General features: G+C 36.5%; 21 protein-coding genes. 7 read left to right on the top strand and 14 right to left on the bottom strand.

Annotated elements, in window-relative coordinates; translation table 11 throughout:
* Window positions 1-251: 251 nt before the first annotated feature.
* From KAS42_02395 to KAS42_02380, 4 genes are all read left to right on the top strand, one after another.
* Entirely contained in the window at window positions 252-1,445 is a 1,194-nt protein-coding gene (locus KAS42_02395) for a deoxyguanosinetriphosphate triphosphohydrolase (protein MCK4905082.1), read from the top strand.
* Window positions 1,446-1,583: 138 nt separating this feature from the next.
* Window positions 1,584-2,006: a peptide chain release factor-like protein gene (locus tag KAS42_02390; GenBank protein ID MCK4905081.1), complete on the top strand. Its 423-nt coding sequence runs from the start codon at window positions 1,584-1,586 to the stop codon at window positions 2,004-2,006.
* 21 nt (window positions 2,007-2,027) lie between these two features.
* Entirely contained in the window at window positions 2,028-2,537 is a 510-nt protein-coding gene (locus tag KAS42_02385; protein ID MCK4905080.1) for a hypothetical protein, read from the top strand.
* 221 nt (window positions 2,538-2,758) lie between these two features.
* A complete protein-coding gene (locus tag KAS42_02380; protein MCK4905079.1) occupies window positions 2,759-3,766 on the top strand; it encodes a class II fructose-1,6-bisphosphate aldolase in 1,008 nt (335 codons plus the stop codon).
* A 263-nt stretch (window positions 3,767-4,029) separates the two neighbouring features.
* Here the strand turns inward: KAS42_02380 and KAS42_02375 are convergent, their stop codons facing one another.
* Window positions 4,030-4,659, bottom strand: coding sequence for a phosphoribosylanthranilate isomerase (locus KAS42_02375; protein MCK4905078.1), 630 nt, complete (start codon window positions 4,657-4,659; stop codon window positions 4,030-4,032).
* 31 nt (window positions 4,660-4,690) lie between these two features.
* Window positions 4,691-5,299 (bottom strand): XTP/dITP diphosphatase, encoded by a 609-nt coding sequence (locus tag KAS42_02370; protein ID MCK4905077.1) that lies wholly within the window; start codon window positions 5,297-5,299, stop codon window positions 4,691-4,693.
* A gap of 272 nt (window positions 5,300-5,571) precedes the next feature.
* On the opposite strand from KAS42_02370, the gene KAS42_02365 reads away from it, so the two are divergent.
* Complete coding sequence (locus KAS42_02365; GenBank protein ID MCK4905076.1) at window positions 5,572-6,987, top strand: radical SAM protein; 1,416 nt, start codon at window positions 5,572-5,574, stop codon at window positions 6,985-6,987.
* Window positions 6,988-7,049: 62 nt separating this feature from the next.
* Window positions 7,050-7,832 carry a tetratricopeptide repeat protein gene (locus KAS42_02360; GenBank protein ID MCK4905075.1) on the top strand — a complete coding sequence of 261 codons (783 nt, stop codon included), beginning with the start codon at window positions 7,050-7,052 and terminating at the stop codon, window positions 7,830-7,832.
* Here the strand turns inward: KAS42_02360 and KAS42_02355 are convergent.
* The 3 genes from KAS42_02355 to KAS42_02345 form a co-directional block, all read right to left on the bottom strand.
* Window positions 7,827-8,783 (bottom strand): radical SAM protein, encoded by a 957-nt coding sequence (locus KAS42_02355; protein ID MCK4905074.1) that lies wholly within the window; start codon window positions 8,781-8,783, stop codon window positions 7,827-7,829. The two genes, KAS42_02360 and KAS42_02355, sit on opposite strands and share 6 nt — an antisense overlap.
* Before the next feature lie 126 nt (window positions 8,784-8,909).
* The gene (locus KAS42_02350; GenBank protein ID MCK4905073.1) at window positions 8,910-9,326 is read right to left on the bottom strand and encodes a YraN family protein; all 417 of its coding nucleotides are present in this window, start codon (window positions 9,324-9,326) and stop codon (window positions 8,910-8,912) included.
* Window positions 9,274-9,915, bottom strand: coding sequence for a ribonuclease HII (locus tag KAS42_02345; GenBank protein MCK4905072.1), 642 nt, complete (start codon window positions 9,913-9,915; stop codon window positions 9,274-9,276). Before KAS42_02345 ends, KAS42_02350 begins: the two co-directional genes overlap by 53 nt.
* Window positions 9,916-10,035: 120 nt before the next feature.
* Between KAS42_02345 and KAS42_02340 the strand changes: the two genes are divergently transcribed.
* Window positions 10,036-10,527 (top strand): hypothetical protein, encoded by a 492-nt coding sequence (locus tag KAS42_02340; protein MCK4905071.1) that lies wholly within the window; start codon window positions 10,036-10,038, stop codon window positions 10,525-10,527.
* 71 nt (window positions 10,528-10,598) lie between these two features.
* Here the strand turns inward: KAS42_02340 and rplS are convergent, their stop codons facing one another.
* The 9 genes from rplS to uvrA form a co-directional block, all read right to left on the bottom strand.
* Entirely contained in the window at window positions 10,599-10,970 is a 372-nt protein-coding gene (gene rplS / locus KAS42_02335; protein MCK4905070.1) for a 50S ribosomal protein L19, read from the bottom strand.
* Window positions 10,971-11,055: 85 nt separating this feature from the next.
* Window positions 11,056-11,796 (bottom strand): tRNA (guanosine(37)-N1)-methyltransferase TrmD, encoded by a 741-nt coding sequence (gene trmD / locus KAS42_02330; protein MCK4905069.1) that lies wholly within the window; start codon window positions 11,794-11,796, stop codon window positions 11,056-11,058.
* A gap of 97 nt (window positions 11,797-11,893) precedes the next feature.
* On the bottom strand, window positions 11,894-12,166 hold the full coding sequence (gene rpsP, locus KAS42_02325) for a 30S ribosomal protein S16 (GenBank protein ID MCK4905068.1): 273 nt from the start codon (window positions 12,164-12,166) through the stop codon (window positions 11,894-11,896).
* A 96-nt stretch (window positions 12,167-12,262) separates the two neighbouring features.
* Complete coding sequence (gene ffh / locus KAS42_02320) at window positions 12,263-13,588, bottom strand: signal recognition particle protein (protein ID MCK4905067.1); 1,326 nt, start codon at window positions 13,586-13,588, stop codon at window positions 12,263-12,265.
* 5 nt (window positions 13,589-13,593) lie between these two features.
* Entirely contained in the window at window positions 13,594-13,860 is a 267-nt protein-coding gene (locus KAS42_02315; GenBank protein MCK4905066.1) for a septum formation initiator family protein, read from the bottom strand.
* 65 nt (window positions 13,861-13,925) lie between these two features.
* Complete coding sequence (gene eno, locus KAS42_02310) at window positions 13,926-15,200, bottom strand: phosphopyruvate hydratase (GenBank protein MCK4905065.1); 1,275 nt, start codon at window positions 15,198-15,200, stop codon at window positions 13,926-13,928.
* 202 nt (window positions 15,201-15,402) lie between these two features.
* A complete protein-coding gene (locus KAS42_02305; GenBank protein MCK4905064.1) occupies window positions 15,403-16,374 on the bottom strand; it encodes a 50S ribosome-binding GTPase in 972 nt (323 codons plus the stop codon).
* A gap of 241 nt (window positions 16,375-16,615) precedes the next feature.
* Entirely contained in the window at window positions 16,616-19,267 is a 2,652-nt protein-coding gene (locus tag KAS42_02300; GenBank protein ID MCK4905063.1) for a tetratricopeptide repeat protein, read from the bottom strand.
* 15 nt (window positions 19,268-19,282) lie between these two features.
* Window positions 19,283-21,786, bottom strand: a 2,504-nt coding sequence (gene uvrA, locus KAS42_02295; GenBank protein MCK4905062.1) for an excinuclease ABC subunit UvrA, incomplete at its 5' end; no start/stop codon positions are given.

Here is a 21,786-nt window from a genome sequence, read left to right as displayed (position 1 = left end):
TTAGACCTCCTGCCTTGATGTCAAGGCGGGTATTTTGGAGCATTATAACAGATGAATATTTCATAGACAACCGCTTTTTGTTTAGCCGAGGTGTGGGAAACTCATTTCAAAGAGTTTAACGGAGCGAGTGGGGGGTTGACCCGCCATTCCCGCCATTAAAGATTAGGCGGACAGGAAAAACTGGCGAGGTCAATCTTGCCAAAGTTTCTTTAGCGGATTGACAATAAAACAGTATCTTCTTACAATAGGACATGTCAAAAAAAGAATCTATTAGAGAAAGAATTGAATCAGCAGAAGATATGTTGGCTTCGTATAGTTCTAAAAGCAAAAACGCAAAAAGACATTTTAAAGAGAGCAAAGACATTTACCGCAGTGCTTTTCAAAGAGATAGAGATAGAATAATCTATTCCTCGGCTTTCAGAAGACTTCAATATAAAACGCAGGTTTTCCTTATTGATGAAGCCGATTTTTATCGCACACGGCTTACTCATACGATTGAAGTAATGCAACACGCCCGAACTTTGGCAAGAACCTTGAGAGCAAATGAGGATTTAGTGGAAGCTATTGCTCTTGTGCACGATATTGGGCATACGCCTTTTGGACATGCAGGGGAATCAGAATTGCGCGAGCTAATGAAAGATAGCGGTGGGTTTAACCATAATCTTCAAGGTCTTCGCATTGTGGATAAGCTGGAAAAAAGATATGTTGATTTTGACGGTTTAAATCTTACATGGGAAGTGAGAGAAGGTATTGCGCGTCATTTAACTGCTTATGATAAATTTACACCTCCAAAAGAATTTTTACACTTTCCCCAGCCAAGTATAGAAGCTCAAATTGTTTCTGTGGCAGATGAATTGGCTTTTTTGGCGCATGATTTGGACGACGGACTAAGAGTGGGGCTTATAACCGACGATATTTTAAATGAATCTGGTAACCTGCTGTGGAAAAAAGTTTTCACTAAAGCTAAAAAAGAAGTAGGTTCCAAAAATAAAGAACTTATATACCGCAGGTCTGTAAGACATTTAATTGAATATTGCAATGTTAAGGTCCTGACCCAAACCTATGAAAACCTACGAAAGAAAAAAGTAAATAGTTGTCTCGATATTAGGAAATTATCCCATCCTATAGTCGGCTTTGCTAAAGATGAGATAGGGGATTTCAATCAACTGAGAAATATACTTGAGAAAGAAATGTATCTGCATCCCCACGTGCTTTTAATGATAGAAAAAGGCAGGGAAATAATAAGACGGCTATTCAACAAATTCAACGATAAACGCGAACTTCTACCTATAAATGTGCAGGAAAGAATAAGAAAAAACAAAAAGGAAGAATTAATATATATATCGGATTATATCTCAGGTATGACCGACCGTTACGCTATGGATATTTACGATATGATTTTCCAGCCGCACATGAAAATTCTTTCCCAAATAGGTAGGAGATGAAATGTAACCCCCCGCACCATGTAAGGTGCAGGACGAAAACCCAGAACCACGAAGGGTTCTGGGCTGAATCGTCCTAAACCCAACGTGGTTTGGGGCTGGTTCATGGGTAAATAAAGATTCAGGAATAATACATCCCAAATGAATCAATTCAATGTCTCTTCAGGAAAACAGCAAGAACTTGATAAGCGTATGGCGCAACTCGGAGTTAAAGAAAGCGACATGGAAGAAAAATTTATCCGTTCATCCGGTCCCGGCGGGCAAAATGTCAACAAAACCTCAACCTGTGTTGTACTAACCCATATTCCTACAGGGCTTTTTGTCAAATGCCAGGAAACGCGTAGTCAAGTGCTAAACCGTCTCCTTGCGCGAAGACGCCTTCTTGATTTAATCGAAAAAAAGCAAAAGGGCTTTATTGCGGCGGAAAGAAAACGCATTGAAAAAATCCGTAGACAAAAAAGAAGACGCTCAAAAAGAGCCAAAGAAAAAATGCTTGAGGCAAAACACAAACAATCAGAGAAAAAAGCTTTAAGAACTAAAGTAAAAACTCATCCTGAAAATTGATTTGTTGAATGTGGGGGAGTAATGGGAAAATTTTTAAAGAACAAACCTGAAAATGGTAATGCTAAAAAGGAGGAAAATATGTTTTTGAAATATTTTATAGCTCCCGCTGTTGTGGCTTTGATATTATTAGTTGCTCAATTTATTTTGCATCCATTATTAGAGAAGAAAATAATAATGAAGAAGGAGCTATGGTTGGAAAAGAAAGAGGTTTATTGGGAATCAATCTATTTGATTGATAAAAGTTATGATTCACTGGCTTTAAGTAAAGAAGGTTATCCTGGGCACATTCCTACTAAAAACAAACCGAACACACAAGAAATTAATGAAGTTTATAGGAAACTTTTTCTATTGAGTGAGAATGAGGATATACCGGTAATATTTATTAGATTTTTTGATAAAGATTCTAAGTTTTCTGCCGCATTGAGAGGAGAATACATTAAACTGTTAAGAAAAGATTTAGATGGATTCAAAATCAGAACTGATTCAGAGAAAATACCTTTTTTCTATAATACAGAACAACTGGGAGAGTAATTTTAATAATTATCTTCCAAATGGCTAACCAATCCTCCTCACTCTCTTCGCAAACTCCTCTACTTTATAAGCAGGAATGTTTTTGAAGGGACTGCCTATTGATTGCAAAATTTATACTGGACTTTATTTTTAAAATAATTATAATGAAGGTTCTTAAAGTATTTTGTCCACATAAATCGGTATAAAATTGAGTAAAACCTTATATATGGAAGGAGAAGACGATGATTTCTTACAAAAACTTAGGTCTGGTAAATACAAAAGAGATGTTTGCTAAGGCCATGAAAGGCGGATACGCTGTCCCAGCGTATAATTTTAACAATATGGAACAACTGCAGGCTATTGTTACCGCATGCTTGGAAACACAGTCACCGGTTATTCTGCAGGTATCAAGTGGTGCGCGTAAATACGCCGACCAAACTATGCTGACCTATATGGGGCAGGGCGCGGTTGAAATGATGAAGCGTATGGCAGCTGAAAAAGGGTTGAAAGAAATTCCGATTGCGCTGCATCTGGATCATGGTGACACATTTGAATTGTGCAAGAGTTGTATCGATTCAGGATTTTCTTCTGTTATGATAGACGGTTCACATCACCCATTTGAAAAGAATATTGAACTAACCAAGCAGGTTGTTGAATATGCTCACAAATATGATGTCACAGTTGAAGGTGAGTTGGGTATGTTAGCAGGCATTGAAGATGATGTTTCGGCAGAAAAGTCAACTTACACAAAGCCGGAAGAGGTTGTTGAGTTTGTTGAAAAAACAGGCGTTGATTCATTGGCGATATCTATCGGAACATCGCACGGCGCCAACAAATTTAAGCCGGAACAATGCACTAAGAATGAAGATGGGGTTTATATTCCCCCGCCATTGCGTTTTGATATTTTAGAAGCGATTCAGGAAAAACTTCCCGATTTTAACATTGTTCTTCATGGGTCATCTTCGGTTCCGCAGGAAGCGGTCAAGATTATTAATGAGAATGGCGGCGCGTTGAAAGATACTGTAGGGATTCCGGAAGAACAGTTGCGTAAGGCGGCAAAATATAATGTCAACAAGGTCAATATTGACTCGGATGGGCGACTGTGGATGACAGCGGCTATCCGTAAGCATTTTAATGACAAGCCGGGTGATTTTGACCCGAGAAAGTATCTTGGCCCGGCTCGTCAGGCCTTGATGGAAATGTATAAGCATAAGAACGAGGATGTGCTTGGTTCGGCAGGACAGGCATAATTTATCAGAAATGGATCTCCCCGTGCTATCTGCCCGCTTCGCAAGCAGGCGGGAAGCACGGGGTTTCTTTATTTAATTAACCCCTGCAACGTAAACCATCCCGAAGATTTTGGAGAAATTTCTAAAAAATTTTCGGGACACTCTGCGCTTCGATTAAGAGGTAGAGAATAGCAAAGGGGCGGGTTTTACCCGCCCCTTTGTTAGAAATTCATCCTGGTTGGCATATTGTGGATGTTCTTTTATAATAACGCGTAATCATTTTGTTAACTTTCTCTCACTCTCTTCACAAACTCTTCTAACTTCTTTGGGTCTTTTTTGCCTGGGTAGGATTCGACGCCTGAAGAAACATCTACGCCGTAGGGTTGGACTTTCTTGATTGCTTCTACAACATTATCCGGTGTTAAACCGCCTGCCAAGATTATCCGGCCGAATTTTTTGGCTTTGACCGCCAAATCCCAGTTGAATGTTTCGCCTGTGCCTCCATAACCTTCTTGGGAATATGCGTCTAAAAGATATGCAATCGTTTTATATTTAGGAATATTTTTCAATGAATTTCCATTTTTTATTCTAAAAGATTTAATTACTTCTTCTCTGAATTTCAATATATATTCAGGTGATTCATCGCCGTGGAATTGGATCATATTAAGACGGCAGACTTGAAGTATCTCTCTTACTCTTTGTTCTTCTTCGTTAACAAATACTCCTATCTTTAGCACAGATTGCGGAAGTTCATCAATTATTTGGCTGGCATCCACCGCAGTTATTCTTCGCTTGCTTTTGGTAAATACAAACCCGAGCGCATCTACTCCAAGTGATGAGGCAAGAAGCGCGTCTTCCAGATTTGTTATCCCGCAGATTTTAATTTTGGTTTTTAGTCTTTGGTTTTTGGTCATTGTTTGCATTTTGTTTATTGGTGTTTGGTTATTATTTAATTTTCTCATTTTTTATATATTGCTGAATATATTTCCTTACTTTTTTAAAAGCCATAGCTCTATGTGAAATTTTATTTTTGATTTTATCTCCAAGTTCCGCAAATGTTTTGTTATATTCGGGTATAAGAAATATAGGGTCATAGCCGAACCCAGTTTTACCTTGAGGAGCATTTATGATTATTCCTTCTATTGTTCCTTCAAACAGTTCTTTCCCCCCGTCGGGAAATATTAAAGCGGCAATGCATCTAAACCGAGCTGTTCTTTTTTTTTCTGGCACACCTTCCATCATTTTTAATAATTTAACATTATTGTCTGCATAATTTATATTTTCTCCTGCAAAACGCGATGAATATACACCAGGCGCTCCGTTTAAATAATCCACTTCAAGCCCCGAATCGTCTGCTAAGGCGGGTTTTTCGGTCTCTTTCATCCATGCTTCTGCCTTTTTTATTGCATTTTCTTCCAGTGTTTTCCCGTCTTCTTCAACGCAAAGTTCCCGCGAATGTTCATCAAAAGTTATGAATTTAACGGGAATACCTTTTAAGATTTCCCTAATCTCTTTTATTTTATCTCTGTTTTGAGTAGCCAGCACTATTTCCATATTTCTTTTAGAAATTGATTTCACAGATTTCTCAAAGATTACACCGATTAAAAATCAATAATTAAAATCCGTGCAATCAGCGACTAATGATAGCAGAAATTATATCAAAATGATAAACTGATTTTCATCCAAAATTAAAGAACATATAAAAACACGTTGATATAAAGTTGAAATACATTGAAATATGTTCCCGCCTGCCCGCTATGTATTTCTAGGTATTTCCATTTATTTCTATCTATATCTACTAAAATCTTCAATCTGGAATTTTAAATATGAAAAATATTTTATTAGTAAATCCCTGGATATGTGATTTTGCGGCATATGATTTATGGATGAGGCCTGTCGGACTTTTACGAATAGCCTCCCTGCTCAAAGCGCACGGATGTAATCTTTCGTATATTGATTTTTTAAACCGCAATCATCCCAAAATAAAAAATCTGGCGAGAAATGATAGTTTTGGTTGCGGGAAATTTTATAAAAGAAAAATTCAAAAACCGGAGCCAATAAAAGATATCCAGCGTCCTTATTCTATCTATGGGTTACCAGAAGAGCTTGCCATTGAAGAAGTGAAAAATATTCTAAAACCTGACTTTATTTTTATGACTTCGGGAATGACATATTGGTATCCAGGAGTTGAATATACTGCAAAATTTTTGAAAGGAGAATTTCCCGATGTTCCGATTATCTTGGGTGGTATATACGCCACCTTGCTTCCCGAACATGCGAAAAGTTTAGAGGGAATAGATTATGTTATTTCGGGAAGTGATTTGTCCGCGCACCAGACCCGAACCGATACTGGTTCGGGACGGTGCGGGATTTTGCCCCACGATAAAGCCCCGCGTGTAAAGGTGGATACATCTTCGGTTTGTGTGCAGTTGTCCTCAATCTTAGGTCAGAATATCGCATCTCCCAAGTACTATATTTATCCCGAATATAGTCTACTCTCTGATACTTCTTCCCTGGTGGTAGAGACCTCCCAAGGATGCCCTTTTAATTGTTCTTATTGTGGTTCCAAGTTGCTTCATGGACAATTTGTACAAAGGCAACCAAAAGAAGTGGTTGATGAAATTGAGTTTTACCGTGAAAAATATGGGGTTAAAGATATTGCTTTTTATGATGATGCGCTACTGGTAAATGCCGATAAACATATTATTCCCATTCTGGACGGAGTTTTGAGAAGGGGTATTACTGTTAATTTTCATACGCCAAATGGTTTGCATGTCAGGTTTATAGATAAAAAATTAGCTAAAAAACTTAAAGAATCCAATTTTAAAACTATAACATTATCTTTTGAGACGGTTAATCCTATGCGCCAGAAAAACACAGGCGGTAAAGTTACTACCGAAGAATTCAAGGCAGCGGTTGAAAATTTAAAAAGTGTCGGATTTAGCGGTAAAGATATTGGCGTATATCTGATGATAGGAATGCCTCATCAGAAGCAAGAAGAAGTTGAAGAAGGAATTAAATTTTTGCATAATCTTAAAGTTCACATAACACTTGTAACCTATTCTCTTGTTCCCCATACAATGGATGAGAAGATATTAAAAGATGAAGGGATAATAGACGATAATTTAGACCCGCTATGGCATAACGATACGGTTTTATCCATAATGGGCGATAACTTTTCGCTTAGCAGTATAAGGAAATTAAGGAAGAAGGTTTCAGTTCTTAATAGAAAAATACAATAAGAAAGTGTAAAATAAAAACTTGTAACTCGTAATTAACTTCTAAGAAACTAATCAAGATTATTATGAATGCAGAAGAACTATTGGATATGGGCTTGACCTGTCAACTTAAAGGTCAATTGGAAAAAGCGCATGATTATCTAGAACAAGCGCTTGTCCAAGACCCGAAGATAAGAGGCGCGCATTTAGGACTTGGAGATATTAATCTAAAACAAAGTCGGTTCGATATAGCTGAGGAAATGTACACAAAGGAAATTGCTCTTAATCCCCGTTCGGTAAAGGCGCGTATAGAACTTGCAAATGTGAATATTATTAAAGGCGAAGAAGACAAAGCGCTTTTAAATTTTGAAAAGGCGCTTTCTTTATCTTCAAACGATTGGCGCGCTTGTAAAGGTATGGGTTATGTTTATTTTATAAAAGGAGAATTGTCAAAAGCGGCAGGTTGGTTGAAAATGGCTAATGATGAAAAAGAAGAAGACCTTGCTGTTCATTTTTGGCTTACATTAGTATATTTCCGACACGGGCTTACAACCCAAGTGGATACCGAAATAGAGAAGGTGAAAGCTATTTGTCAAAATATAGAGAAATTCACGGATAAACAAGAACCGGTTATCGCTTATGTTTTAGGCAAAGTTGCCGCAATTCAGGGGAAAAATAAAGAAGCGAGCAGACATCTTGAGGATTTTAGAAAGAAGATTAAAATTAAGAACAGAAAAAGGATTGAGTTAGGTTTGATTTATGATGAAATAGATATACTAAGGACATTAGCCGAAGTTTACGATAAATCGGGTGAGCAATCCTTATCCAATACCATCAAAAAAGAAATGGCGGGGTTAATACGATCATAAATTCTGTTTCATATTCACGCCGGCAAATTTTTTCAAGCCGTCCGGTTCTTGAATCCAGCCGTTGTGCAGACCGCATTTACGCATTATTTCTTGGGCCTCTTCATATTCTTCAATTGTAATTCTTCTGCCGAGCTGGTCTGTTTTTTTTATCTTATGGCAGGGGAAATATTGGCTCATTAAACTGATGTATGTTTCTTTGGATAATTCTTCCGCAATAAATTTCATAATCTTTTCCGTTCCTGATATTTTACTGGGCAGGACAAGGTGTCTGATAATCATTCCTCTTTTTATTATGCCATTTTTGTCGATTTGGGCAATACCGACTTGGCGGTGCATTTCTTTTATGGATTGTTGGTTATATAAAGGATAATCAGGCGCGGAAGAATATTTTATTGCAGATTCATTGTCACTATAACGCATATCTGGAAGATAAATATCGACGATGCCGTCAAGTAGTTTTATTATTTCCGGCAGTTCATACCCGCCGGTATTGTAACAAAGCGGGATTTTAAGACCTTTTGGGATTGCGATGTATAGCGCTTTTAAAATTTGGGGGAGTATATGTGTTGGAGTAACAAAATTTATGTTATGACATCCCAAATCTTGCAATCGCAACATATAGTTGGCTAATTCTTCTATCTGGATTTCTCTACCCAATCCGGCTTGGCTGAATTTGTAATTCTGGCAATAGAGACAATTCATATTGCACTCTGAAAAAAAGATTGTGCCGGAACCGTTATGTCCTGAAATAGGAGGTTCTTCACCGTGGTGTTGTATATGGCTGAATACCTTAGGCAGTAGTGCGGTCTTACAAAACCCTTTTTCGCCCTTAATGCGATTTATTTTACATTTGCGCGGACAGATAACGCAGGATTCTAATAATTTAAAAGTTTTTTCAATTACTTTTAATAAGTTCCCATTTCCGTATGATTCTAAATAGATTGGATACATTTTGATTTAGGTTTCAGGGTATCAGATTACAAGGTAATAGGTGTCAGGAAACTAGGACATCAGGTCTCTCTCGGTTCTTATTATTTACCTGATACACTGATATATCTGAACCCTTTATTTTCTTTTTCACAGCGTAAAGGCACCTTCAATATGATTTATTTCTTTTGCTTTTTTTGTCTTATCGAAAAGTATAGCGATTACATCAAATCTACAGTTATAATCTTCACCCTTGTATTTTAGATAAATCTTTGCGGCAAGAATTAACTTTTTTCTTTTTGTATAAGTAACTGCCTCTTCTCCTGTTCCGTATTCTGTAGATGTGCGTGATTTTACTTCTACAAAAACTAAAGTATTGTCTTTAGAAGCGATTATATCTATTTCGCCTCCTTTTACTCTGAAGTTTTGTTCAAGAATGCTATAACCTTTACGGGTTAAAAATTTTACGGCAATGTTCTCCCCAATCTTCCCCGCATCTTTTCTATCCCTTTTTTTAAGGAAAATGGACAATTTGATTTTCTTTAATAAGCTTCTTAACAGGTTCATAAGTTCTCCTATGAATAGAGCAGGGTCCATATACTTGCATGGCTTGGAGATGTTTCCGGGTGCCGTATCCGTTATGTTTATCAAACCCGTATTTGGGGAATAATTTGTGATATTTCTGCATTAATCTATCCCTTGTAACTTTGGCTATTATTGAAGCTGCGCCTATCGAAAAAGATTTCCCGTCGCCTCCTATTATTGGTTTTTGCGATATTTTTATATCAAGAGAGATAGGCCCGTCTATTAACAAAAATTCGGGAGTTCTTTTTAAATTTTTTATGGCCATTAACATTGCCAGACGTGTTGCCTGTAAGATGTTTATTTTTTCTATTGTTCTCTCGCTTACTATTCCAATACCCCAGTCCAGAGCTTCTTTGGTTATCAGTTCAAAGAGTTGTTCTCTTTTGGATGATGAGAGTTTTTTGCTGTCTTTAACCCCTTCTATTTTTTTGAAAGGGGAGAAGATTACCACTGCGGCTACTACGGGACCTGCTAAAGGACCTCTGCCAGCTTCGTCTATACCTGCCACCAACTTTATATCTTTTTGCCACAAGTTTCTTTCATAAACGGTAAGGTCTATTTTTTCAGGCATAAAAATCCCCTTGTTATTCTTTATCTATTGTGATAAAAAATGTTATCAGACGCAACCTTGTTTTGCAAGATGGCACTAATAAATAACAGATTAGCAAACTAATCAGTATTAGGTAAAGAGATGAAGAAGAAACATTTGGGTGAGAGAATAGAAAAGTTCAATCTTGTTTACGATTTCATTGAACGTCTCTTTAAAATATTATTCTTTATTGTATTGATTATTCTGGTGATATGGTTGGTTAAATATCAGGGGCATAGTGTAGATTTGGAAAAAACATTTGATGGATTAATTTCAAAATTCATAGTAATTGAACAAACTGCTCCTATGACAGTAGAATCTAAGCCAATAACTAAGACAATAGATTATCTTGGAATATACCAATTTGGTCAGTTGGTTTTTGCTACTGATAAACCTTACGAAATTAGTGGTAATACTATTCTGTTTGATAAACTTCTACTGAAAGGACGTCCAGATTACGAGAAAAATTTTGTATATGCTGATGCAGAGATTAAAATCACCACCATCAACGAGTATATTGGCCTTCTGGTTTCTGGCGGTTCAGTGGAAGGTCCTGTTTTGCGAGGCGTACAATGTCAGATAGTTCGTAAATGATACTTGTGGTTTTCATAATTCTTTATTTCTACAAGTATCTATCCATCCAGCATCAAGAATCCAGTGTCAAGTTATTTTCTCTTCTTCCCGTCTCTCAAATAATAAAGCTTTGCTCTTTTTACGTTACCTTTTTTCAGGATGCGAATTTCGCTGATTATCGGTGAATGAAGCGGAAATATTCTTTCTACACCTATGCCATGGCTTTCTTTTCTAACAGTGAAGGTTTCTCTTATACCCCCGCCTTTTCTTTTTATCACTATACCTTGAAACGGATAAATTTTTTCTTTTTCTGTAATCTTTTCTTTACTGCCCTTCTTCTTATTTCTTTCTTCTTTAATTATTTCTTTAATTTTTAGCGAAACTTTTACCGTGTCTCCTACTCGAAACCCGGAAATTTCTTCTCTCATTCTCGGTTTTTCTACAGTTTGTCTGATATCTAACATTTTATTGCCCCCTATTAATAATTTTAGTGATTATACCTGAAATGACCCTTATGTGCCTAATCGCTCGGAAAAAGATGAACTCTACTTATTCTTTTTTGATTTCCTTTAACATTTGTTTGTCTTCTTTATTTAATTTAATCACATCAAGAAGTTCGGGTCTTTTTAAATATGTTCTTCTTAAAGCTTCTTTCCTTCTCCATTTAGATATTTCTTCGTGATTGCCCGACAAGAGAATATCGGGAACTTTCATCCCTTCAAATTCTGCGGGTCGCGTATATAATGGTCCTTCCAGAATATTTTGATAGAAGGAATCTAACTTAATTGACTCTTTATTCCCCACAACTTTAGGGATAAGTCTTACTACTGTATCTACAACGGTCATAGCCGCGATTTCTCCTCCGCTTAAAACATAATCACCTACAGATATTTCTTCGTCTATAAGATTTAGTCGGATTCTTTCATCTAAACCCTTGTAATGTCCGCATATAAGAACAAGAGACGACTCTTTTGCCAACTTTTTACTTTTCTTTTCGTTTAGAACTTCACCTTGCGGAGTGAGAAGAATTGTTCTGTTTTTTATTTTTTTCTTTCGGTTATTTTTTTTTATTTTTTTTATCGCTGCATATATAGGCTCTATTTGCATAATCATTCCGGCTCCACCGCCATAAGGAGCATCGTCTGTAACTTTGTGTTTGCCTAATCCGAATTGCCTCAAATCGTGCAGGAATATCTTAACTAGACCTTTTTCTTGAGCTCTTTTTATTATACTTTCTTCAAAAACCCCGCGAAATGTATTCGGGAAAAGAGTGAGTATGTGAATGTCCATATTTCTAAAATTAAATATCAAGAATTAAAAATCAATAATACATATCAAATATTAAATATGCACTTTTAAAAACTTTTTAAATTTTGCATTGTCATTTTTATTTTTGCATTTTTATTTTTGATTTATCAGTAATACTGGGTCTGCTTTTGAGAATATTCTCCACAGTAGGAGTAAGGGTAGCTCCGTTTCCCATCCAGTATTCTAAACGTTCTTTGTTGATATCTACTTTTGCAGGATCTTGATTTGGGTCATAGAGACCGATTTCTTCGATTGATCTGCCGTCTCTTGGAAAACGAACGTCCGCAACTACTATTCTGTAATAACTTTGTTTCTTTTTACCTATTCTTTTTAATCTGATTCTTATTGCCATTATTCCTCCGTTTATGAGTTTAAGCCAATTTAAACATAGTCCTCCAACATTTCCACGAAATGTAACAGGGATGATTTCATCCCCATATCTTGATTTCTATGAAATCAAGGGGGATAGAAACCCTTTTCTTTTCATTTCTGACCCTTTGCCTACCATTCCTTTTATAAATTTTCGAACAGAGTAAAACTGTTTCAATAACTGGTTGATATCCTGAACATTTGTCCCGCTTCCTTTAGCAATTCTTTTTCTTCTGCTGCCGTCTATTATGCGAGGCTCACTTCTTTCTTTCGGAGTCATAGACAAAATTATCGCTTCAATATGTTTATAACGTTCTTCGGAAATGTCCATATTTTTCAAACCAGATCCTGCGGGAAGATAATCCAACATTTTAGACAATGGTCCGATTTTTTTCATCTGTCTAAGTTGCAACAGGAAATCTTCAAGGTCAAGTTTTTCCGATTTTAGTTTTTTTACTAATTTTTCCGCATCATCTTTGTTAACTTCGCTTTCGGCTTTTTCAACTAATGTTAAAATGTCTCCCATCCCCAGTATTCGCGAAGCCATGCGCTCGGGATAAAAGATTTCTAAGTCCTCTGTTTTTTCACCTGCGCCTATAAATTTAATAGGCACACCTGTAACTTTCCTGATTGAGATTGCTGCTCCTCCTCGAGTATCGGTATCCAGTTTAGTAAGGATTACACCTGTTATGCCTAATTTCTCATTAAAGCTCTTTGCAATATTGACTGCGTCTTGTCCTGTCATTGCATCTGCAACGAGCAGAATTTCAGAAGGAGAAACTGCTTTTTTCATTTTTATAAGTTCATCCATCAATTCTTCGTTTATATGGAGTCTTCCCTGAGTATCTATGATTAAAACATCTGCGCTTATTGAACTTGCTTTTTTTACGGCATTTATGGCAATATCAAGCGGTGTTTTTCCTTCCGTGATAACCGGCAATCCCAAATTTTTCCCAAGAAATTGGAGTTGTTCTCTTGCCGCAGGTCTTTGTGTGTCTGTTCCGGCAAGAAGAATACTTTGCTCTTTCTTATTCAAAAACTTTGCCAATTTAGCGCTTGTTGTTGTTTTGCCGCTTCCTTGTAACCCAACCAACATAATAATATTCGGCGGATTTGATGAATGCTTTATTGAGGAGGCTTCTTTCCCAAGCAGCTCTATTAATTTATCGTGGACTATTTTGATTAATTTTTGAGAAGGAGTAATGTTGTTTATAACTTTTTGCCCGACAGCTTCTTGAGCAATATTTTCAATGAATTCTTTCACTATTCGATAGTTCACATCTGCTTCAAGCAGAGCAAGTTGGATTTCTCTCAATCCTTCTTTTATGTTGCTTTCGCTGATTACTCCCTGCCCTCTTAAATTTTTAAAAATTGTTTGTAATTTATCGGTTAAATTCTGAAACATTTTTTCTATTCCTTTTTATCCGCTGAGTCATTTAGCTGTGAATCTCCTGTGGGGTGGGTAGTCGTTATTCTGTAAATTATCTCGCCTTGCCTGGTCATACCGAGTTCTTTTCTGGCAATTTTTTCAATATATAATGGGTCTGTTTTCAATTTTTCAATCTCTATTTTTAGATTTTCATTTTCTTTCTCTAATTCGTTTATTTGAATGTTTAAAGCTTCGTAGTCTTCTTGGTATCTTACAAGCGTCGAATAATTGGGGATTAGAAGATACATTAAAAACCCCCCTAAAAAGACAAACGCTATTACCCAAACCCATTTTTTATCATTTCCCCTCTTTCTCATAATTCGAAAGATTTCCTACCTGCGTATATTGCATTGGTACCCAATTCTTCTTCTATTCTCAAAAGTTGATTATATTTGCAAGTACGTTCAGAGCGACATGGGGCACCAGTTTTGATTTTTCCAGCGCCTGTGGCAACAACCAAATCTGCAATGAAAGAATCTTCCGTTTCGCCGGAACGGTGCGATACTAATGATGTATATCCTGCTTGTTTTGCGATTTTAATGGTATCCAACGTTTCGGTCAATGTCCCTATCTGGTTAAGTTTTATGAGAATGGAATTAGCTACTTTCATTTGTATCCCTTTGTTTAATCTTACGGGATTTGTGACGAACAAATCATCTCCTATGAGGCGGATTTTGCCTCCTAATTTTTCGGTCATTAACTTCCATCCGTCCCAATCATCTTCTGCTAATCCGTCTTCAATAAATAATATCGGATATTTTTCTACCAGTGAGCTGTAGTAATCTGACATTTCCTCTGCGGATAAGGTTTTCCCTTCGCTTTCTAACACATATTTACCATCTTTAAATAGGCTGGAAGCTGCAACATCCAAACCTAAGTTAATATCTTTTCCTTCTGTGTACCCGGCATTTTTAATGGCGTCGATTATTATTTTTATTGCATCTTCGTTTGATGCGAGGTTAGGGGCGAATCCGCCTTCATCTCCCACGGCTGAGGAAAGTTTCTTTGCTTGCAATACACCTTTTAAGGTTTGATAAACTTCTGCCGCCATGCGCATTGCTTCTTTGAAAGAAGAAGCGCCGGTGGGAACTATCATAAATTCTTGTATGTCAACATTATTATCGGCATGCATCCCGCCGTTTAATATGTTTAAACATGGCGCAGGCAAAAGGTTTGAATTTACGTTGAGATACTTATAAAGCGGAAGTTTTTTTTCTATTGCGGCGGCTCGAGCACAAGCCATAGAAACACCCAAGATTGCGTTTGCGCCCAATTTGCCTTTATTTGGTGTGCCGTCTAACTTTATAAGAAATTCGTCTATTTCTCTTTGTGAAGTAACGTCTTTTCCTTTTAGTTCAGGCGATATTATCTTATTTATGTTATTTACGGCTTTTGTTACTCCTTTTCCTTTAAATCTTGTTTTATCACCGTCTCGCAGTTCCAATGCTTCGTGTTCGCCGGTAGAAGCGCCTGAAGGAACATCGGCTCTGCCTATTGTTCCCGATGAAAGTTTTACTTCTGCTTCAACCGTTGGGTTGCCTCTTGAATCCAAAATCTCTCTTGCCTTAACTTCGACTATACTGTTCATAGATTAACCTCCATATTTTTAAAATCAACTGTTTCCACTTTTAAATAAACTCCTTAGCTTCCGTTGATTACTTGTCTGTTTCAACACTATGTTTAGTAAGGCAAAAAATGTTGGACTTTCGAGTCTAACGGAAACTGGGATTATACTAACAGAGCATACCGATGTCAAAACTCCTATTGTATGAAAAAATTGGTATGGAAAGTTACATATGTAACTCCAGGATGTCTTTATCTTTTAAGATATGGTTTCTTTCGACCCTTTGCCCCGAATAATTCCCTTCATCCCAAAGACGAGCAAATTTTAAATTTGTGAAATCTTTATGCACGGCAATTGCAACTTCGTGGACGTTTGAGCCCTTTTTCATAACAAAGGGTTCTCCTTTCTCAAACGGTTTACCAGGTTGTTTTGTATATACTCTTATAACTTCTAATGTATGGAACACTTTGCGTTTTAAGTCTCCCCAGTTTTCTTTTAAAGCAGAAATGCTAAAAATAGAAGTAAAATCATTTCCATACAATTCTTTCAACACATTAAGCTGTGTTAACGCTTCCGAAAAATCGTTTTTATTGCCTATAAGTAAGCATTTTTTAGGGAGTAATCCCTCCGCTTTTTCATTTTTCAACGATATTAATTTCGATTTAAGTATCTCGGTTATTTCTTCGACTTGTTCTAAAATGTCTTCTTGAGCCAAATCGACTATCAATATCACCATATCTGCTTCTCTGATGAGCGGGAACAAATACCTTTCTGTAAAAGTTTTTGTTATTGACGGAGTGTCGATAAGCTGGATTTTAATATCTTCAAACTTCATCATTCCCATGATTGGCTTTCTTGTGGCGAAAGGATATTCGGTTACAGGAGAATTGGCATTTGTTAGCCCCGATATAATATGCGATTTTCCGACATTGGGTTTTCCGATTAATATTACTTGCCCTGCACCTTCTTTATCTATATGAGATAAGGAATCCGACTCTTTCTTGACGGATTTTTTCTGACTAATCTTGTTTAACTTGGAGATTTTTGTTTTCAGATCTCCTTGAAGTCTTTCCGTGCCTTTATGTTTCGGCATAATAGCTAACATTTTCTTCAGTGCTTCTATTTTTTCAGAATATGTTTTGGCTTGTTTATATTCTTTGTCTGCTTCGTGATATTGAGGGGTAAGATTAGCTGGCATCGCAACTCCTAAATTAAATATAAAAAATCAAACATCAAAAATACATATCAAAGTGTAAAAAGAAATAAATCACAAATTACAATAAACAAACCACAAATAATACACAATGACCCAAGGATCGAAATTCTACACAGTGATAGATGCTTGAGTATCAGGTTTTGGTAATTTTGATTTGTTTGTAATTTTTAAGTATTTGATTTGTCATTTTACTTTTTACATTTTAATTTTTAAATTGATGACCCTATTCTCCCGAGATTTTTTTATTCAGTTTTATAATTTTGTCTTGCGCAAAGTTTTTTTCTTCCGGAAAATCCAATAATTTGGTATATATGTTTTTTGCCTGAATCAATTTAGCTTCCTCTTCCAAAATTTCAGCGGCTCTTTTGTAGGAACTTATAGCCAGTTTAGTATAAGAAGGGTACAAATATGACACTTTAAGGTATTCAAAACATGCGCTCGAAAATTCGTTTAATTTATCAAAGGTTTTGCCTATTTCATATTGGCAGTTTGCTTTTAGATAATCCGGAGCGTTTGTATTTATTGCTTTTCTTAAATAATCCAGTGTTTCGTATAATTTTCCCGTGTTTTGAAGCGAAAGCCCTGTTTTGTATAAGGCTTCGGGGATAAGTTGACTTTTCGGATAATTTTGGATGAAAGCCGAATAAAGCGGATAAGCTTCGTCCCATTTTTCTTGCATATATAAGCATTCAGCTATTCTAAACTGCGCGTCTTTTTTCTCCCATGAGTCTGCTTTAATTTTTGTGAATGCCTCTATTGCCTCCGCAAAATTTTGTTGATGATAATAAGTCCAACCTATCCAGTAATAAGCTTCAGATACCAATTTATGGCCTGGCATTTTTGCTGTAAGCATAACAAAATATTTTCTTGCCTCGTTGTAATCTTCTCTGCCATAGTGATAATAGGCAGTTTGTAGATAAACTTCTGCTATGAATTTACCGTTAGGGAACTCTGTCTCATATTTCCCCAAATAGGATAGGGCCTCGGCATCATTGCCCATTTTAAAACAAGTTGATGCGATAGAGTAATATGATTCATCTTCTCTTTCCCCTTTTGTATAAATGTTGAGAATTTTTTGGAAAGTATTTTTTGCCTCGGCATAGTTTTTAAGGTTGTAATGGCAGTTTCCTATTTGGTAGAGTGCTTCTTCGCAAGATTGAGTGTTGGGAAATTCATCCAAAATTCTCTGGTAAGATTTTATAGCTTCTTCGTATTTACCTTTCCTGAAATAGCACCATCCTGTCCAATATAGCGCCTCCGGTATAAGAGCCGAATTTTTCCATTTTTCCTGAATGCTTTGCAGAATATATATGGCTTCGTTAAATTTTGCCTCTTGATAAAAACTTAACGCAGTTTTAAATATTGCGTCCACAACTATTGGATGTTTGGGAAATTTTTCTTCTATGTCTTGAAAATATCTTCTAGCGCTTGAAAAGTTTTTTTCTTCCAAAAAAAGCTCGCCCAAACGCAAAAGAGAAAACGGAACCAATTTGCTTTGTGGATATTTTGACATAAGATTTTCAAGAGTAAGCAAAGAGTCAGCCCTATTGCCTAATGCCTGATAACAAAGGGCTTTTTGAAACATAACGTCATCGGAAATTTCCATGTCGAAAGCGTCTTCTGCAATTTGATTATATCTCTCTAAAGCTTTTTCAAAGTTGCCTTCTTTAAAAAGAGTGTTGCCTATCCAATATATAATTTCCGCATTTTTGGGATGCTTAGAGTAGTTCTCATTAAATAAAGAAAATATTTCCCCTGCGTTTTTATATTGTTGTTGTTTATAGAAACTAACCCCCAAATCTATAAGCACGTTGTCCATTTTTTTGTAATCAGGGTATTCTTTTTTTATTTTTGAATAATATTCAATCGCTTTGGGAAAATTATTTTCCGAATAATGAAAAACGCCCAACTGGTAAAACGCTTCTGGCATTAAACTGCTTTCGGGGAATTCATCTATAATTCTCTGAAGCGTCTGGATGCTTTTTTTCTGTTTGCCGATAGCTTTATAGCAATTAGAAAGAGCAAGAAGGGTTTCATCAACCCACTGGCTATCTTTGTATTGCCTTAAAAATCTCTCATATATTCTTATAGCTCTGCTAAAATCCGTTTGTTTCATATAGACACTGCCGGAGTAATAACGAGATGCTGGGATGACATTGCTTCTTGGGAATTTACGTGCAAGGGCTGAAAATGTTTTTAGACTCTCGTCAAAATTTTCTTCTTCAAATTGACAAATACCTATGCTGTATAAAGCAAGGGGTGCAAAATCGCTTCGGGGGAAATTCGATAAAATTTCTTGATAATATTGCTTGGCTTTTTCCCAGTCTTTGATTGAAGAATATGCTTTCCCTAATGAATATAAAGCTTGGTCCACAAGTGTTTGTCCCTGTGAAACCATTGTAAAGTTGTTGATGGCTTCGGGGATATTGTTCTCTTTACATAATATTTCTCCTGTCAGAATATAAATTGAAGGTAGCAGCGCTGAGTTGGGAAATTTATCTGTAAAATTTTTTAATGTGGAACGGGCTTCGATAAATTTTTCCTGCTGTAGTTGAGAATATGCAAGAGTTTGATAAGCGTATTCTATGTATTGATTTTGGGAATATAACAAAATAACCTTTTGCAAAACTTCTTCGGATTCTTTAAAACGATTTTCTTTTACGAGAGTTTCTCCAAGCCAATAGTAAGCATCGCCGATAAAGGGGGAATGGGGATATTGTTTTATGAATATCTCCAAAGAGTCGATGGCCATAGAGTACAAACCATCGTCATGGAATTTTTTTGCAACAGAGAAATCTCCCCTTTCACTTGCAGTAATGCATAATGGAAAGATAAGAGAAAAAATTAAAACAATAAGAAACGCCTTAATTTTCATATTAGTATCAATATTTCAAGAGATCCTTTTTTTGGAGACGGATTTATTAATGGGTTTTATTTTCTTGGGGGTTAATATGTTTTCTATGATTTTCCCAGTATGCGATTTCTTGCATAAGCTAACTTCTTTTGGTGTTCCTTTTGCTACAATTTTGCCGCCTTTATCTCCGCCTTCTGGACCGAGGTCTATAATATAATCCGCAATTTTTATCACATCGGGATTATGCTCTATAACTATTAGGGTATTCCCCTTGTCTACAAGCCGATTAAGAACTTTAAGTAATTTGTCTGTATCCGCAAAGTGAAGACCCGTAGTCGGCTCGTCTAAAATATACAGCGTATTTCCGGTTGCCACTTTACTCAATTCCTTAGCCAATTTTATCCTTTGCGCTTCTCCGCCGGAAAGAGTTGTGGCTGATTGCCCCAATTTTATGTATCCGAGTCCCACATCATGCAGAGTTTGTAATTTCCTTTGAATAACAGGAATATTCTCCAAAAACTTCAATGCTTCTTCAACACTCATACTCAAAACTTCGGCGATGTTTTTACCTTTATATTTAACCTCTAATGTCTCGTTATTATATCTTTTTCCTTTGCATAATTCACAAGTAACATATACGTCGGGTAGGAAATGCATTTCTATTTTTAATAATCCTTCACCGTTACATTTTTCGCATCTTCCTCCTTTTACGTTAAACGAGAAACGCCCAGGTTTATATCCTCTTATTCGCGCTGTTTTTATTTTTGAAAAAATTTCTCTTATCGGACCGAATGTATCAGTATAAGTTGCGGGATTGGAGCGAGGCGTTCTACCGATAGGCTCTTGCGTGATGTTTATTACTTTATCAATTTTGTCTGCACCCGTTATTTTGTCATGCTTGCCGACTTTTATTTTTGAATGATATAGTATTTTTGCCAGACCTTTAAAAAGGATTTCGTCTATTAGGGTTGACTTGCCTGAACCTGAAACGCCAGTTATACATATAAATAATCCTAGTGGAAACTTTACATTTATATTTTTTAAATTATGTTCTTGCGCCCCCCAAATTTCAAGATATCCTTTTTTAGGAATTCTATTTTTTTCAGGGACAGGAATAGTTAATTCTTTTTTTAAGTATTTCCCTGTTAAAGAATTTTTTGACTGCATTATTTCTTTTGGTGTTCCTTGCGCTACGATTTCACCTCCGTATTCTCCTGCGCCGGGTCCTAAATCGATTATATGGTCGGCAGATTTTATGGTGTTCTCGTCGTGTTCGACTATAATTATAGTATTGCCCAAATCGCGCAAATTTTTTAAGGTGGTTATTAATCTGCTCGTGTCTCTTTGGTGAAGTCCTACGGTGGGTTCGTCTAAAATATATAACACTCCCACTAAGGAAGAACCTATTTGAGTTGCAAGACGGGTTCTTGCGGTTTCGCCTCCGGAAAGCGTCTCTGCTTTTCTTTCTAATGATATGTAATCAAGCCCTACATTCATTAAAAATGTTAATCGCGCTTTTATTTCTTTCAGTATTTGATGTGCGATTAATTCTTCTTGAGAAGTTAAATCTAAATTTTCAAAAAACCTCAAAACTTTTTCTATGGTTAACGAAGTAACTTCAGATATGGTTTTATTTTTTATTTTTACCGATAATGCTTCTTTTTTTAAACGTTGCCCCCCGCATTCTGGGCAAGTTTTGAGGATTATATATTTTCTATAAATTTCTGCTTTAACATATTCTGAATCAGTATCGTGGTATCTTCTTTCTATATTACCGACTACTCCTTCAAAAGCGTCTTCATAAGAATGCAGTTGCCCTGCTCTTTCAACATCGAATTGCACTAATTCTTCGCCGGAACCATATAAAATTATCTTCCTGATATTTTCATCTAAATCCTTAAACGGTGTATTTAGATTGAATCTATAATGATATGACAACGACTCAAGTATGGTTGAAAAATTGCTACTGACAGAATTTTTCCATCTGTGCATTTTTGTGGTTACAGGGTTATGCCATGGCTCTATCGCGCCCTCATTAATAGATTTGTTCTTATCGGGCACTATCAAATCCTCGTCTACTTCCATCTTTTCTCCCAACCCGTGGCATTGCTGGCAGGCGCCGTAAGGAGAATTAAAAGAAAACATTCGGGGAGCAAGTTCGGGGTAAGATATATCACAATGCGGGCAAGAAAACTTTTGCGAAAAGAGTTTTTCCTCGGTAGTTTTTTTATTTTTTACCACTATAAGCACTAAACCTTCAGACAATTTTAGTGCTGTTTCAACGGAATCAGCAATATAGGGCTTGTTATCCGATTTTACGACTAATCTGTCGATTACGACTTCAATGTTATGCTTCTTGTTTTTGTCTATTCCTATGTCTTCTTCTAAATCATGAATAATTCCGTCTATGCGAACTCTTACATATCCTTCTTGCTGTATTTTTTCCAAAAGCGCGGTATATTCCCCTTTTCTACCTCTGACAAGCGGCGCAAGGACTTGTATTTTTGTCGCCGACGCTCCAAAGCTTTGGCGACGGAGCG

The organism is bacterium (genome assembly GCA_023135785.1).
In the GTDB taxonomy this organism is placed as follows: domain Bacteria; phylum CAIJMQ01; class CAIJMQ01; order CAIJMQ01; family CAIJMQ01; genus CAZNJA01.
This window is presented reverse-complemented; position numbering and strand designations above follow the sequence as displayed.